10 protein-coding genes are annotated in these 16,288 nt (G+C 33.4%); 9 read left to right on the top strand and 1 reads right to left on the bottom strand.

Annotated elements, in window-relative coordinates; all coding sequences use genetic code 11:
• Nucleotides 1-105: 105 nt before the first annotated feature.
• The 9 genes from RM573_RS09335 (at nucleotide 106) to RM573_RS09375 (ending at nucleotide 14,439) form a co-directional block, all read left to right on the top strand.
• Nucleotides 106-960: a ThiF family adenylyltransferase gene (locus tag RM573_RS09335; RefSeq protein WP_311580697.1), complete on the top strand. Its 855-nt coding sequence runs from the start codon at nucleotides 106-108 to the stop codon at nucleotides 958-960.
• Between the two features lie 91 nt (nucleotides 961-1,051).
• Nucleotides 1,052-3,748: an XrtA/PEP-CTERM system TPR-repeat protein PrsT gene (prsT, locus tag RM573_RS09340; RefSeq protein WP_311580700.1), complete on the top strand. Its 2,697-nt coding sequence runs from the start codon at nucleotides 1,052-1,054 to the stop codon at nucleotides 3,746-3,748.
• A 76-nt stretch (nucleotides 3,749-3,824) separates the two neighbouring features.
• Complete coding sequence (xrt, locus tag RM573_RS09345; protein WP_311580705.1) at nucleotides 3,825-5,171, top strand: exosortase; 1,347 nt, start codon at nucleotides 3,825-3,827, stop codon at nucleotides 5,169-5,171.
• 163 nt (nucleotides 5,172-5,334) lie between these two features.
• On the top strand, nucleotides 5,335-6,345 hold the full coding sequence (locus tag RM573_RS09350) for a THxN family PEP-CTERM protein (protein WP_311580708.1): 1,011 nt from the start codon (nucleotides 5,335-5,337) through the stop codon (nucleotides 6,343-6,345).
• 80 nt (nucleotides 6,346-6,425) lie between these two features.
• A complete protein-coding gene (locus tag RM573_RS09355; RefSeq protein WP_311580711.1) occupies nucleotides 6,426-7,919 on the top strand; it encodes a right-handed parallel beta-helix repeat-containing protein in 1,494 nt (497 codons plus the stop codon).
• Nucleotides 7,920-8,027: 108 nt separating this feature from the next.
• Complete coding sequence (locus RM573_RS09360; protein ID WP_311580714.1) at nucleotides 8,028-10,187, top strand: hypothetical protein; 2,160 nt, start codon at nucleotides 8,028-8,030, stop codon at nucleotides 10,185-10,187.
• Nucleotides 10,188-10,300: 113 nt separating this feature from the next.
• Nucleotides 10,301-11,497 (top strand): glycosyltransferase family protein, encoded by a 1,197-nt coding sequence (locus RM573_RS09365; RefSeq protein WP_311580718.1) that lies wholly within the window; start codon nucleotides 10,301-10,303, stop codon nucleotides 11,495-11,497.
• Between the two features lie 265 nt (nucleotides 11,498-11,762).
• A complete protein-coding gene (locus RM573_RS09370) occupies nucleotides 11,763-13,106 on the top strand; it encodes a hypothetical protein (RefSeq protein ID WP_311580723.1) in 1,344 nt (447 codons plus the stop codon).
• Nucleotides 13,107-13,125: 19 nt separating this feature from the next.
• On the top strand, nucleotides 13,126-14,439 hold the full coding sequence (locus tag RM573_RS09375) for an O-antigen ligase family protein (protein WP_311580726.1): 1,314 nt from the start codon (nucleotides 13,126-13,128) through the stop codon (nucleotides 14,437-14,439).
• Between the two features lie 342 nt (nucleotides 14,440-14,781).
• Here RM573_RS09375 and RM573_RS09380 read toward each other — a convergent pair whose 3' ends face one another.
• Nucleotides 14,782-16,281: an oligosaccharide flippase family protein gene (locus tag RM573_RS09380; RefSeq protein WP_311580731.1), complete on the bottom strand. Its 1,500-nt coding sequence runs from the start codon at nucleotides 16,279-16,281 to the stop codon at nucleotides 14,782-14,784.
• Nucleotides 16,282-16,288 lie beyond the last annotated feature (7 nt).

Genomic DNA, 16,288 nt, shown 5'->3' on the forward strand with positions numbered 1-16,288 from the left:
TAAACCAGCCAAAGGCCAATATTAATATTGGCCTTTTTTATTATTTTCAAATAATTGCATTATACTTAGCTCAATTATATCTAAAGATAAAAATGGATATCTCGCATGTTTGACTACGATAAAGCATTTTCCAGAAACATAGGCTGGGTGACAAATGAAGAACAACAAAGCTTACGAAATAAAAGAGTTGCTATAGCCGGTGCAGGAGGTGTTGGCGGAGTTCATCTTTTAACGCTTGCACGTTTAGGCATAGCTAATTTTAACATTTCTGATTTTGACGATTTCGAAGTACATAACTTTAATCGACAATCAGGGGCCTTTATTTCAACATTAGGTGAGCAAAAAGTTGATGTCATGGAGCGTATGGCCAAAGATATTAATCCTGATGCCGATATTAAATCATTCCCCGAAGGTATTTACTCTCATAATGTGGATGATTTTTTAGATGGCGTGGACTTATATGTTGATGCGCTTGATTTTTTTGCTTTAGACGCGCGAAAAACTGTTTTTCAAAAGTGTTATGAAAAAAACATACCGGTTGTCACTGCTGCTCCTTTAGGTATGGGATGTGCATTTCTCTGTTTCATGCCAGGTAAAATGTCTTACGAAGAGTATTTTCGGTTTAAAGATAAATCAACAGAAGATGAGCAGCTCATTCAATTCTTGATAGGCCTATCTCCCGCTATGTTACAGCGCTCTTATTTGGTTGACGAAACTCGAGTTAGTTTTAAACAAAAAAAAGGGCCTTCAACGCCTATGGCAGTCAATTTATGTGCAGGTATTGCTGGGACTTATGCCTTGAAGATTTTACTTAATAGAGGCGACGTACTTTGCGCACCACACGGATTGCACTTTGATGCATACAGAAATAAGTTCGTTAAAACATGGCGGCCTTTTGGAAATAGAGGATTCATACCTAGGATTAGCTTTAAAATAGCAAGTGATATTGTTCTAAAATAACACTTATAAGCTGTTTTGATTGACGGAATATACTAGGCAAGTATACTAATTTGAAATTATAATACTCAAAAAATAATAAAATGGATTTACTATGAGAATATTTACTGCTGGTTTACTAATAGTTTTGACTTTTTCCTGCTCATCTCCTGAAGACCCTGCAGAATTAATAGTGACAGCCAAATCAAAAATACTTTCAGGAAATTCAAATACTGCAATAATTTTATTGAAAAACGCTATAAAGCTTGACCCAAAAAGTGCAGAGGCTAGATTTTTATTAGGTCAAATCTATTTTAAAAACAATGACTTTTTAAGCGCTGAAAAAGAGTTTAATAGAGCAGTTACCTATGGTTTCAATTCACCTGAATTAACCATATTAATGGCTAAAATATTACTTGCTAAAGGTAATAATCTAGAAGTAGTTAAATTATTAGAAAACAATGAATATGATAATGAAGACAATATAATACGGTCCAATTTTATTCTAGGCAAAGCGTTATTAAACCTTGATCAAGCCGAGAAATCTAAAATTGTTTTTAAGCAGTCATTAGATATTAATAAAGAGCACCCATTAAGCATTCTAGGTGAAATTATACTAGACGCTCACGATAATGCAGAAGACACAGCACTAACTAAACTGGATAGTTTATTAAATATTTCACCTGAGCTATCCGAAGCTTGGTTACTTAAAGGGGTATTATTAAGTAAACAAAAGTCATATTTAGCTTCAGCTAAAGCCTATGAAGAATATCACAAGTTAAATACAAATAATTTTGCAATTAGAACCTTAATTGCAGACAACTATTTAAAAGCTAACGCTTATCAATTGGCTGAATCTCATTTACAAGCACTACTTCAAATTAATGACAATCATCCTACTGTTAACATTTTATTATCACAAGTGAAATATATTACAGGAGATTATAAAGAAGCTAAAATACTTGCCGAAAAAGCACTTAATGTTACAAAGAATGGTTTAGCTCAAATGATATATGGGCTTAGTAGCTTTAAATTGAAAAATTATGAACAAGCATATTATCAATTAAATGCTATTGCAGATGATCTACCAAAAACCCATGATGTGCAAAAAGTTCTAGCTGTATTACAAGTAAAGCTTGGTTATTTAGACGAAGTAGCTGGCACTATAGATGATATAAATAATTTATCGCCAGCTGACTCCTCCTTTTTTGCTAGTGTAGGTATTGAATACGCAAACAAAGGAGATACTGAATCTGCGATCTCAATGTTTAATAAAGCCAATAGTCTAGCTCCTAACGATCCAAGTATTTTAACACAGCTTGCTGCGATTAAATTATTAAATCATGATGAAGTTGGCGGTAAAAATGCTCTCTCTAAAGCAATTGAATTAGTGTCAGATTTTGAAGCAGCGAATATTGCATTAGCTAAATTACACCTTAAGAACAATGACATTGCAAAAGCAGTAAATGTTGCAGAAACATGGTTAGCAAAGAGTCCTAGTGATATCACAGCAATGTTACTTAGAGGTCATATTGCTATGAAAGAAAATGCTCCAAATATCGCAAAGAGATTTTTTAATGATGTGTATAAAATAGAACCAATGAATCAAACGGCGTTATTTAATTTAGCTGTCGTTTCGAGAGAAATGGGGGATTATAAACAATCGAACAACTATTTAGACGAGCTATTTACCATCAACCTTGAGATACCGAAAGCTTATAGACTTGCTATTAACAATGCAATGAAGCTGAATAACGCTGAATCTCTAGAGGTTAAATTAAACAACATTATACTGAAAAACCCAGATGCATTTTGGCCAAGAATTATACTTGCACGTCGTTTGAATATTCAGAAAAATATTAATTCAGCTCTAGATATATTAAATGGAGTGAACAATATTGCTAACGCTCCTCATGAGTATTTCCTAACTTATGTAAACTTATTAATAGAAAATGGTAAAAAAAGCGAACTCAAAGCACTTTATGAAAAGTGGCAATTAGCTCAACCAGAAAACCCTAGAGCATACCTAACATATGTCTCAATTTTAGAAAATGAAAAAGCATATGAACAAGCATTAAATGTTGTAAAAATAGGTTTATCAAAAGATGCTTTAAAAACAAATTTCCAGTTACAAGCTTATGAGGCGTACTACCTAATTATGACCAATCAACTTGAGGTCGCTTCACAAAAAGTTAATCGATTGAAGGCAATTAAACCAAACCACCCATATCTACTTCGCATACAAGGACAATTAGAATTAGCACTTAATAATTTTAATGATGCGGCTAAGTATTTAAACCGGTCGTATTTGAGTAATCAAAAAGTATCAACTGGATTGTTGTTAGTTTCGGCTTATAAGGAAAATAATAACAGTGAACTAGCGATTACCTTTTTAACAAATGAGCTAGCTAAAAATGAAAATCTCGACGTTTATAGAAGATTATTGGCAGAATTATATATCGAAAAATCACCGAATCTAGCAATTGAAAACTATTTAAAGTTGATTGAAAAAAATCCTGAAGATGTTATTTCAATGAATAATTTAGCTTGGGTGTATCTTAAGAACCAAAAAGTAAATCTTGCAGAGAAATATATAAAAAAGGCCACATTATATGCGCCTAACCACCCTCTTATTCTTGATACGTATGGTATTGTTTTAATAAAACAACTCAAAATTGACAAAGCAATTGAAACTTTAGAAAAGGCAAATAAAATGATGCCAAAAAATGTTGAAATAATGAAACATTTATCTGAAGCATACAGCTTAAATGGTCAAAAAGATCTCGCATCAGCACTAACAAATGATTCATAGATATTAGATTTAATAGGTAGCTTCACCGAAGCACTCATTTAAGTTCTATAATTGATTTTGCCAGAAAGGAATAAGTATGCAGTATAGTCCTATTGTTGCCATCGCAATAATATATTTATTAATCGCTCTAACCCAACAAGCAATACTTTCAAATATTTGGCAATTTAGTTTTGATGATGGTACATATTCTCACGCATATTTAATTCCTATAATTGTTAGTTATCTATATTGGGTATTATTTAAAGAAAAAGAACTACAATTTAATACTCAATTAAAGCCAGTTACTCTATTTTTAATGATTTTATTTTCTTACTTGTTGGCTGTTTTCACGCTAGGTCATTTCACAACAGGCTTTCGTATCACATTTATTTTATTTATTACAAGTATAGTCGCGGTTATATTTAAACCATCTTTTAAAGTAATATTTCCTTCACTTTTCCTTATTTTTTTAATACCTATTTGGGGATCATTAACACCATTTCTACAAAGTTTATCTACCCATGCTGTTACTTTTATTATGGGATTCACTCATATTCCTATTTATGTTGAAGGGAATTTTATCACAATACCTTCTGGAGTTTTTGAGATAGCGGGTGGCTGTAGCGGTTTACGTTACTTAATTGTATCCTTAGCGATTTGCAGCCTTTATACATTTTTATATTTAGAGAATCTAAAACATAGATTAATTTTTATAAGCTTAGGCATTATAGGGGCTCTTTTTATTAATTGGCTAAGGATTGCTTTATTAATAGTGATTGGGCATTTCACAGAAATGCAAAGCTCTTTAATGCATGACCATAATACTTTTGGCTGGTACTTATATATCCCATTTATGTTCTTTTTATTTAAATTTGGTCATAATTTTGCACTTACATGCTCCAATAAAAATCAAATCAGTGATAACAAACAATCCAGTAATAACAAACAACATATAGTTCATTTCTCATCAATATCTATAGCGCTAATTAGTATATTTTTTACGTCTGATACTGTAAGAACAATAATTCGACATTATCCTGAAATTGATACGAAAAGTTGTAATAGTTCAATAAAGATCACATCTAACTTACCTCTGCCTGTAATTGAAAATAGCACTCAAAAATGTATTAGTAAGCAAGGAGATAATTATGTGTTTGAATACTTATTTCAAGGCTCTTCATTACAAAACTCAGCTGGGTATTTTTTAAACAATTATGAGCCGGTTGGTTGGAAAATAGAACAAAAAACCGAGAATGAAAACTGGAATATATTACGTCTTTCAAAGGGGAAGTTAGCTTTTACAGTAAATTATGCTTTCAAAACAGGAACTCATCAAGTTAAAAGTCTTTCTAAATTTAAAAAAATTAAACTAGTTCGTGCTTTCAAAGGAAAAGGGGATAGTATTTTAATTTGGAAAATAAAAGAGAATACTGATATTAAATAATATGCATTTAACTGTCAGTTTTTTTTACACATACATTAGGATATTGACATCTAAAAATGTTAACTAACTGTTTGGTAAAGGGTTTTAAGAGTTGGCATATTGTGTGCTTTATCTACAATAACGAACTCATTTAAAATTAACCTGACATAGCTAAGGAAAAAGCATGAAAACTAAATTAAAAGTCTGCGCTACTATTTTAGCTGCGACATTATCTGCGTCAGCAACTGCTGGTATTGTTACAGAATGGACATATGATAACCAAGCCGGTTTTAAAAACTGGAATGGTACTACAAACAACGTTTATGCATCTGATGATGTTGCAGCCACAGGCGATTCAGCCGGGATTTATGATAACATTTTAGATACTGATATTGATGGTGACGTAGATGGGGATGATTCATCACTACCAACAAACCTAACATGGGGAACACCAGCTGCAGGTAGTGGTTCTGGCGACCCACAAAGTAGTTTAGACATTAATAGCCCAATTAACGATACGATTTCTACAAATGATTGGAACTGGGCAGATGGTACAGGTATTACGCATGAAAACTGGGTTATCGTAGGTGATGCACTTACTGATGCATTCGTATTAGATGGCTTAACATTAACGCCAACTGATTGGGAAGGAAAAGGAAATGACGCTGCTGCTGATGCATTACTAACTGATAATGCTCCTTATTTTGCACCTCAATTACAATTTGGTATTAACTTTTTTGAAACACCAAATGGTGGTACTTACAATGCTGGCACTGGTGGCTTTGATTGTCCAAATGGTGAAGTAAGAGATCAAGGCGATAATATCAATGGATGTGGTGATATTTTCGAAATTACTGGTTTAGAAAACCTTCCATTACAGCCTATCGTTGGTAATGATTTTATAGAATTTACAGTTCCATTTGTTTTAATGGCTAATGGTTTACCTATCGACGGCTGGGGAGATACTACTTACTATATAACAACTCGTCTTTCTGGTTTAACTACTTTAAGTAATGATTATCAGTGTTCTAATAATCAACCTACTTGTTTTGGTTTCGTAACGGTAGAAGAACAGCAAAATAACTTACTTGCACAATTAAAAGTAAGAACTGTACCTGAGCCAGCAACTATTGCAATCTTTGGGTTAGGCCTATTAGCTACAGGGTTGGTAGGTAGAAGAAGACGCAACATTTAATCTACTTCAAACCTCTTATAAAAATCCGGATTTAATCCGGATTTTTTTGTTTAAAAAAGATCATAAAGGTAGTTTTGTAAATGGCGTTTTATCAAATGCGACTAATTACACTCTTAAGTTTACTGGTTGTCTGTTTTTTTAGTAATGCGACATCATTTACTCAAGGGACATGCCAAACTAAGCAATTAACAGGTAAGACATATTATGTTTCCTTGAAAGGGCATGATTATAAAGGGGATGGCAGCCGTGTTAAGCCTTGGCGAACGATTGCTTTTGCAACATTTAAAGCAGAAGATACGAGTACTATAATAGTTGCCCCCGGCATCTACCAGGGAGAAGTTAGATTAAAAAGACCTTTTAAGAAGGGGCTGTTAATAAAAGCAGAAGTCCCTTATATGACAACGTTAACTAATAATGCTCGTGTATTGGCAATTGTAAGTAAAGCAAAAAATATCACTATTGAAGGGTTTGAATTCACACATACAAACATTTCTGCAAAGCCACTTGTGGTTCATATCGATGGTTATGGAAAAAATGAACTAAAAAATATTACGTTAAAAAATAATATTTTTCATGATAGCTATAACAATGATTTATTGAAGATAAACAACGGCGCATCTGATATCAATATTCATTGTAATGTCTTTTACAATCAAGGTAACTCAGATGAACATATCGATGTAAATAGTGTTCAAAATATAGATATAGCGGATAATATTTTTTTTAATGATTTTGCTGCAAGCAGTAGAGCGATAACTAATAAGTCATCGAGTTATATTGTTGTAAAAGATAGTAATGGCAATGAAGACCCTTTTTTAGGGGCTAAGAATATTAACATTCATCGTAATGTTTTTTTGAATTGGCAAGGCTCTTATGGCCACGGTTTTATTTTAATTGGTGAAGACGGTAAGCCATATCATGAAGCAAGAGATGTAAAAATATATAATAACTTGTTAATAGGTAACAGTTCTATTTCCATGCGTTCACCATTGGGGCTCAAAGGCGCTAAAGATATTTATTTTTATCACAACACCATAACAGGTGATCTGCCAAGCAATGCATATGCTTTAAGAGTCAACAAAGAAGGCGATAACCCCATAAACGATAACCTTGTATTAAAGAGCAATATCTGGAGTGATACTTCTGGCACCATAGGTCAGGGCTCTTATCAAAAGTCAAATGACTTTGCTGATGTTTTCTTTAATCAATTAGATTCATTTAGTATGGTTAATAACTTAATTTATAATGGAGGGTACGAGCTACCAAGCTCTATATTTGATAAAGTATCACCTTCGGATGATGAGCAATTAATTAAAGGGAACCCGCAATTACCAAAGTTAAATAAGATTATCACACCTGTCTGGATGCAAGAAAAAAGACAGTTTGCCGAAGGTTCTTTTACGATTCGCAATGCATTTTTACGTTTGGTTATGTTTTATGGTATTCCCGTTAACAAAAAAATTATTCACACAAAATATACTTTTCCATTAATCCCGAATAAAGATATTATGTTTCGGAAAAGGACGTCTCCACATTCTATTGGAGCGTATGACATCAATCACGATGGCTTTTAAGGTGAAATTGCCTATACTTGCTATTAAATTATCTAATAAGGTGCATTAGATATGTTACGTTGTTTTCAATTTTTTCTCGTGTTTCATTTACTTGTTATTAGTTGTCTAGTGATTTCTCCACAATCAAAAGCAATAAATGTTAATACTAATAGCAAAGAGAGCAAACAATTTCAAAACAGCCTATTAGCAAGCCCTATACGACATGATGGTTGGGCGGCTATTTATTCAGATTTAGTACCCATTCCTGAACATGTTTTACTTTACACACCAGAAAGAATTGCTCAAATAAAAGAGAAAATTTCGCAAGATAGTACTGCATGGGATGTAATGAAAAGTAAAATTTCCCATTACTTTGATCGTATACCCTATAATGCTGGAGAATATGCAGGTGCGTTTGCTGCTGCATATTATATTAGTGGCGACAAGAAATATATTGATCGCGCAATCGAACTTATTACCCATGCTTACTTTTCAGAGCCTAACATTGGTTGGCAGTATTACTCAAGTAGAAATCAATTTAGAGGTAATGGTCGTTGGGCGATTATGGGATATACATGGGTTAAGCATTTTCTCTCACTTGAAGAGCAAAGACGTATAGAAAAAATACTAAAAGTTTGGGGAGATTATTGGTTAGGTCACGTTGACTATCAAAATAACTTTGAAAGTTTAAGAATTGCTGATACAGATAACGTGACATCCATAACTAAGAACATAACTTTATTGGGGTATGTTTTTAGTTATTCGACAATATATAAAGATTATGGTGTAAAGCTGTTGGAAATTGGTGATGAATTATTGAATCAATATGTTGTTGATTACTACATGAACAATATAATGGCTGGAGGTGCATGGGCAGAAGGAAGTGATTATAGCCCTGCAACGCAAATGCACTGGATTGAAACTTTCCTTATCAATAAAGACCAGCGAGGTATACCTTACCCTACTAATTATGCAAGTCAGGCGTTAAGATCGCTGATACACCAAACGCTTGCTGGTGGTACGGGAGTTTATAAATATGGCTCTGAGGAAAGAGCTGTAGACTATGATCATTTAGGTGATGATTATAGATATGCTTTTGCCTTGAATTTAATGTCTATCCTAGAAACACCTGAAGATATCGGTTTGATAAATCATTGGTTTAATCAAGTATTAGAAAAACAAGGGTTTGCTAAAGGTTCAATGGTAACAGGGCTGAATCGCTTGCTGTATCATGACCCTAATGCGCTTATAGTTACTCCTAATGAAATTGTACCTACATTGCATGTTGCAAATGGTATAGGATTTGTTGCAGCACGCAATGATTGGAGTGACGAAGCAACAAATCTCTATTTTATTAATCGAAGTATTCGCGTTGATCATGAACATAAGGATGCGCTTAGTTTTGATGTTGCTTATAAAGGTCGCTGGATAACCAAAGAGCGGACGGGATATGGAGGTGTATCTGTTTCTAGTCGTGCTCACAATACGATATTAATTGAAAATGCGAGCGCCGATGGTTCTAGTAGCCCTACGGGAAGAGCTGCTGGTAAACCTAAATTACTTAGTGTTGTAGAAAATAAATATGTAACGACTATTTCAGCAGACGCTACTCAAACATATAATATGAGTGGGTATTTTGCGACTGATTATGCAAAGCGAGTAAATAGGCAAATAGCCTTTATAAAGCCAAGCACTGTTATTGTTTATGATCATGTAGTGACTGACAAAACTAAAGTTAGAGATCTCGTCCAATATAAGCCTTCTAATACATACAATGACATCGGTTATACGCGATGGGTTAAGTTAATACAGCATGTGCAGGCCGAGCCTAAAGTAATTAATGGAAAGAAAAACAGCTTTAATGTAATCATGGGTGATAATCAATTAGTGTATCAAGTACACTGGCCAATTCAGGCTACAATAGATGTTATTAATGAAAGTGAAAAATGGCGGGAAATAATCGAATATCAAATGCCTGAAAACCAGCGAAAATGGCACTTTGAAGTATCGAAGAGTGTAGCAACTGAAAGAAATGAGTTCATAACTTCACTAAATTTCGGATCTACAGAAGATGTGGAACACTATTTATTAGACGCATTTGTATTAACAAAAGAAAACGGCTTTATTATAGAAGGAGATGTAAGAGGTGTAGCTGTCTATGTCAATAGTAACCCCCATATAGTGTTATTTAATAAGTACCCTGAACTTTCAAGTTCACCAGTAAAATTCAAAGTTCCTGATGGGTTTGATGAGGCTATAGTTTCTTATGTCGGCTTCTCCCCACTTTAACTATAACACTGTTAGTTAATATATTATATATTAGCTCATATTTGATATTAGACATTTTTTAGAGTCTTAGGGTATATTTCCCTTAACAAATATTATTTTATTAAGGGAAAGAAGTGGCTAGAATACTTTTTGTTACTTCAGAATATGAACCATTTCAGGCAAGTGGTGTAAATAGGATTAAGTTTTTCAAAAAAAGTCTTGAGCAGAGAGGGCATATTGTAATTGTATTAACTACCTGTACTAGTGCTCAGGGCCTTAAAAGAGACCGCTATAAAGATCATCGGGACAATATTTATAGAGCTGTTAGTTTAAGTTTACTTGGAAGAAGGCTATTAAGTAGTAGGCGTTTACCTATTTATCCTACAATATCTAGAACTGGTAAATATTCAGTCTGGATCCCTTTTGCAATACTAAAAGGCCAATCATTAGTAAATAAGTTTAATATTGATACTATCATTACATCGTTTCCTGACTTTGCTTCGTTAAATGTGGCAGAAAAGGTTGCAACTAAAGCACAATGCCGTCTAATTACAGATTTTAGAGATCCACCTTTTTGGATATATGATCAGATATCCAAAGTCGATAGAAAGATCAAAAAGTGTCAGGAAATTGTCCATTATGCATTAAAAAGAAGCAGTGATGTAATAACTTGTACTGAATATAGTGCAGCTGCCTTATCAGATTATTACAACTTGAATTATAATAATGTTGTTATTGCCAATGGATACGATCAAGATATTATTGATAAAATTCCTAGTAAAGTAACTTTACATAAAAATTATTTTGAATTGATTCATATCGGCTCCTTTTATGATGAGGGGCGTGATATTCGACCAGTAGTAAAAGCTTTAGAACAGTTTATTAAATCAACTGAGGCACCTTTAAAATTAAAACTGAGATTAATTGGTGATAAACCCGATAGAGATACTTTAAATTACCTAGAAAGATTTGCACGTTCTTTTGAGGTAATTGTTGAACCACCTGTTCCAATAACAGAAGCATTAACTATTGCGAAAAGTTCTGATGCTCTATTGCTGCTTCAAGGAAGCCGTTTTGATCGCCAAATACCTACCAAAGTATATGAGTATTTAGCGTTAAATAGGCCTATTTGGTCAGTCGTCGGCGCAAAAGGAGAAACGCGCAAGCTACTCGAAAATTACCCAGATAATGTTGTTTATTCTAATTATGATTGTGAACTTGACATCCTAAACGGTGTTGGCGATCTATTAAAGATTCAAGCAAAGACTGTAAATTGTGATAACTTAAGTCGTCAAGCTCAAATTGAGCAGTTGACTAGATTACATTTATAATAAGTGTTCATTAGCTCAAATGGTAAAACTTTAAAAATGTACTACCATTTATTTTTACCTCGAAATTTTTATTTGAAGTACAAAAATTGGGTACTTCAAATAAAAAGCTAGACGTTTAATAATTAAATTATGGTTTGTTTTTAAAGTTTTCTGTATTTCTTCTTGAACTTATAAGTGACATTAATTTGTATTAAAATTAGCTTGATATCTATTAGTAAGTAAAGGAAAATTTGACTACTAAAGCTTCAAGTTGAAAAGGAATCACATGCATCAGAATAAAAATGTAATATTGTTGGAATTTAATGAGCTTTGCCCAACGCTTTTGAAAAAATTTATGTCTGCAGGGCACCTACCTAACTTTAAAAAACTTTATGAGAATTCTGATAAATATATTACCGATGCTGGAGATGATTTAGAGTATCTAGAACCGTGGGTTCAGTGGGTAACACTGCATACAGGGATTCCTCATCAACAGCATGGGGTTTTTAGATTAGGCGAAGCAGATAATTTGAACTTTGATAATATATGGGACAAATTATCTGACAAAGGGAAAAGTTCTTGGCTTTGCGGCAGTATGAATGCTAAGTGGAGGCATGGAGATAAATATGTAACTGCAATTCCTGATCCTTGGAGTTTAAATGCTTCTGCTTCTTCAGAAAAATATAAACCATATTACGATTTTGTTCGGGCTAATGTACAAGAGCATACAAATAAAAGTAGTAAAAATAGTATAGCCTCTACATTAGCTTTTTTAAAGTTTATGATATTCAACGGCTTAACACTAAAAACCTTAGGGAAAATTTGTTCCGCAGTGTGGAAGTCTATTTTTAAAGCTAAAGATAACTGGAAAAAAGCTACTATTCTTGATTGGCTTCAATTTGATGTTTTTAGTGCATTCTATAAAAAGAATAAGCCAAACTTCGCTACATATTTCTCTAACTCCACTGCGCATTTTCAGCATAAGTATTGGCGGTACATGGAACCTGAAAAGTTTGAGAAAAAACCCACACAAAATGAAATAGATACATATCAAGACGCTATTTTATTTGCATATAAAAACCATGATGAATTGATTGGTGAAACCTTTAAGTTGAAAGATGAGAATACGCAAATTATTTTAGCATCAGCACTTAGTCAACAACCTTTTGCTGATCTTGATGCTAAAGGCGGCAAGATCTTTTATCGTCCTCATGACATTAATAATGTTGGACAGACATTTGGTTTAAATGGAGTAAAAGCAATTAATCCCGTGATGTCCCATCAATTTCAAATAATATTCGAATCAGATAGTCAGGCAAAAGACGCTCAAACAAAACTGTCTAAAGCGACACTCAATGGTCATGAGGTATTTAAAACCAAGCTTGAAGGAGACACATTATTTTGTGGCTGTAGTTTCCACCAAGTTGTGGACACCTCAAATCCAATAGATTTTGAAGGTAAAGAAATTGATTTTTCAAGAGTATTTTATTTAGCCGATAGTCTCAAAAGCGGTAAACACCACCCGCATGGCGTACTGTGGGTTTCTCAAGATAAGCCATCAGTGGATTCAAATGTTATCCCCTTAACTGAGGCTCATGACATTATTTTAAATAATTTAATTAATGCTTAAACTTTAAAGTTATATTGCCGTGCGACGTCATACAGTAGATATTAGCCCAAAGGCCAGTTCTTTTGGGTTTTTCTTTTTAGTGATATATTCATGCCTAGTCTTCATTCGACCACATGAGTGGAGTTGGCTAACTATAGATTTTCCATTTATTCGAACCATGCTTATCATTACCTTTATAGCGTATCTTGCATCGGTTAAGCCTAAAAATACCTCTATTCACGTAACTGTTCTTTTTCTATTGTTATTTGTAATGCTAATGTCCGAGCTTAGAAACGGAAGACTAAGTTATAGCTTTCCCGTTTTAATGGATTTTTTAAGTACTGCTATAATCCCATACTTATTATTTACTGGTTTTCTCATTAGCTACGAACGCCATGTTGTTATTATGAAAGTAATGATCATTGCGGCATTATTTATGGTCTATAATGGTTATACTCAGGTAATTTCCATAGATGGAGTAGGATGGGTTTCTAGTACTGATTTTCGAAGTGACATGGACGGTTTACAGGCGAGGTACGTTGGTTTCCTGAATGACCCCAATGATATGGGAATGTTTTTAGTCATGTGTTTACCTTTTAGCTATTTTCTAGCTAAAAATAGTCGTAATGCTTTCTCAAAATATTTTTATATTTGTACTTTGATATTAGTTTTAACGGGGATTTATTGGAGTCAAAGTCGTGGCAGTATACTAGGGGCTTTAGTTGTACTGGCCTCGTTTTTTTATATTAAATATGGAAAGGTAAAGACGTTTTTTCTATCTATGGTTAGTTTACCTATTATAGTTGTAGTTTTAAGCAAATTCAGAACCATAAGTACTGAAGATGCAAGTGCCAATGCTCGTATTGAAGCTTGGTATCAAGGTATTTTAATGTTTAAATACCGGCCAATTGTCGGGGTTGGTAAAGATAGTTTTTTAGAACACCATTATAAAACTGCGCATAACTCATATGTACTAATAATGTCAGAACTTGGTGCCTTAGGCTATATATTATGGACATTTTTGCTTATTTCTACATTTTTTATTTTGAATAAAATAATTCATCTCAATGTTGATAGTCTGAATCCTAAACACGAGCTTATAAAAAAAGAAAAAGACCTTGCACTATTTTGTATCGTTGGGTTGCTAGGTTATTTATCAACTGCTTTTTTCATAAGTCGAAGCTATGTCATTATTTTGTATATTTTTATGGCGTTATGTATGAGTATCTTTTTTCGACTTTGTACTTTAGAAGTAATTGATAAATCAGAATTAGTTAAATTAAGTCCGAAGTCATTTATTTATGGTTCAATGTCACTTATCGTTTTGTATTTTGTAATTAGACTACTGTTGTAATGTCACTCCTTTAGAGAAGTCTATCCTGTCATATACACCTATTAGATCAGAAAATAAAAAGGGGACATAAGATATTACACTTATTAGAATATTGCCTCTAGTTATCAGCTAAGAATAAACACCATCGTTTATAATTCAGTAACATTAAAAGAGATACCTTTGCTGAATGTATTTTTTATTCTCGAAAAATAGCTTGAGTAAATAAGTGCCTGAATATTCAATATTACAGTAGCGGCATGCTTTTAGTTTCTAAGAATTCACATAGCCTTGATAAGGCTCATCTCGTATGAGTTTAGATGGCAATACTAGGGATAAATATTTGCTCATTATTATACATATAAATCAACTAACTAGACGTTTAATTGCCCAAGATAAATAACTATGACAATATTGAGGAAGCTTGGGCCTTATTTGTTTTAATAGATACCCAACAGAGCGATCATAACCTTTAGTGACGAAAAGTAGATTCAGGTAAACTACGACATATATTAATGTACCAATAATTGCTGATAATAACCCATTCAACAATTGGTCTAACAAAAGCATAGGAATGGAGGCAATAACAGCCGCAAGTGAAATTCTATACATTATTCTTATAGAAATCATTTTATAACCACATTGTTTAGCTAAATGGCTATATAATACTAAAGATAATAAAGTAAGGGTTCCATAAGTTAATAATGCCCCCTTAAGCCCCCATAAAGGAACGGATATTAGGCTTATAATTAGAGCACAAAGAAATAGAAAAGCCTTTATTTTTAGCATCCCTACTTGTTTATCATAACTAATTAACGTTAAATTTGCTCCTTGGTTTAACGTTAAAATTGTTTTAAGTACGATCATTACTTGCAATGGTAGTACAGCTCCTTGATAACGCTGTCCATACAGTATCTCTATAATCACGTCAGCATAAAATATCATTGGCGCTACAACTAGTAGAGATAGTGCCATTAAGTATTTTTCTGCTTGGGCTACCTGTGCGTTAACATCGTTGTTTTGTACGGCATCCGTTATTTTGGGTAAGAGAATTTCTTGGTAAATACCAGGTATTAAGGTGATTGCTGCGGTTGAAAGTAAAAACGCGATATTGAAAAAGCCTGCCTCAGAGAGCAGATTGTTGTGCTCTAGAAAAACAACTTGGCTTTGCTTAAAAATTAAAGCGCTTAAGAACACAATGCCTGTCGCTGAGAGCATTTGTGCGATGATGCGATCCTTATGTTGCTTTACTGTATTATTTTGCCAAGAGCTTTTAGGTAAATTTTTGTTAAATAAACGAGCACTTGCTCCGTACATTAAGCATGTACCACAATAGATTAATACGAAGTATTCAAGTTTTGGAGAAAATAAGGCGCATGTTAACACTGCGACAATATTAAAAGGATTAGTAATTAAACTTGTTTTAGCAAGTACATCGTACTTTTTAATACCTTTGAATATTGCCATTCTAAACATATAGTCAGCCTTGACAACGGCACAAAGAAATAAAATGACAAGAAGCCAAAGCTCCATTTTTGTTTGGCCGTATTGAAAACCAAGAATAGTGATGGCTAAAACAACAACAATGGCTATCCTTATATGCTGTATTCGCCAAAAATAAGCTAATATACCGGGTAATTCACCGTTATCTTTCTTGGTAAATTCGGCAACAAATTTAGTCACATTAATAGCTAAGCCAGAGTTAATGGCTAGCGTAATCAGTCCTGCAATCCAGATTATACTCGAATACAAGCCGTAATCTTCGGTGGATAAATTGCGAGCGATAGTCAAGGATACAATAAGTCCCAAGAAGTATTCACTGTATAAATTTATAGCAGCCATTGCTGCTTGAAGAGATGTTCTCATCTGTGGC

Source organism: Thalassotalea castellviae (genome assembly GCF_031846185.1).
GTDB lineage: Bacteria > Pseudomonadota > Gammaproteobacteria > Enterobacterales > Alteromonadaceae > Thalassotalea_H > Thalassotalea_H castellviae.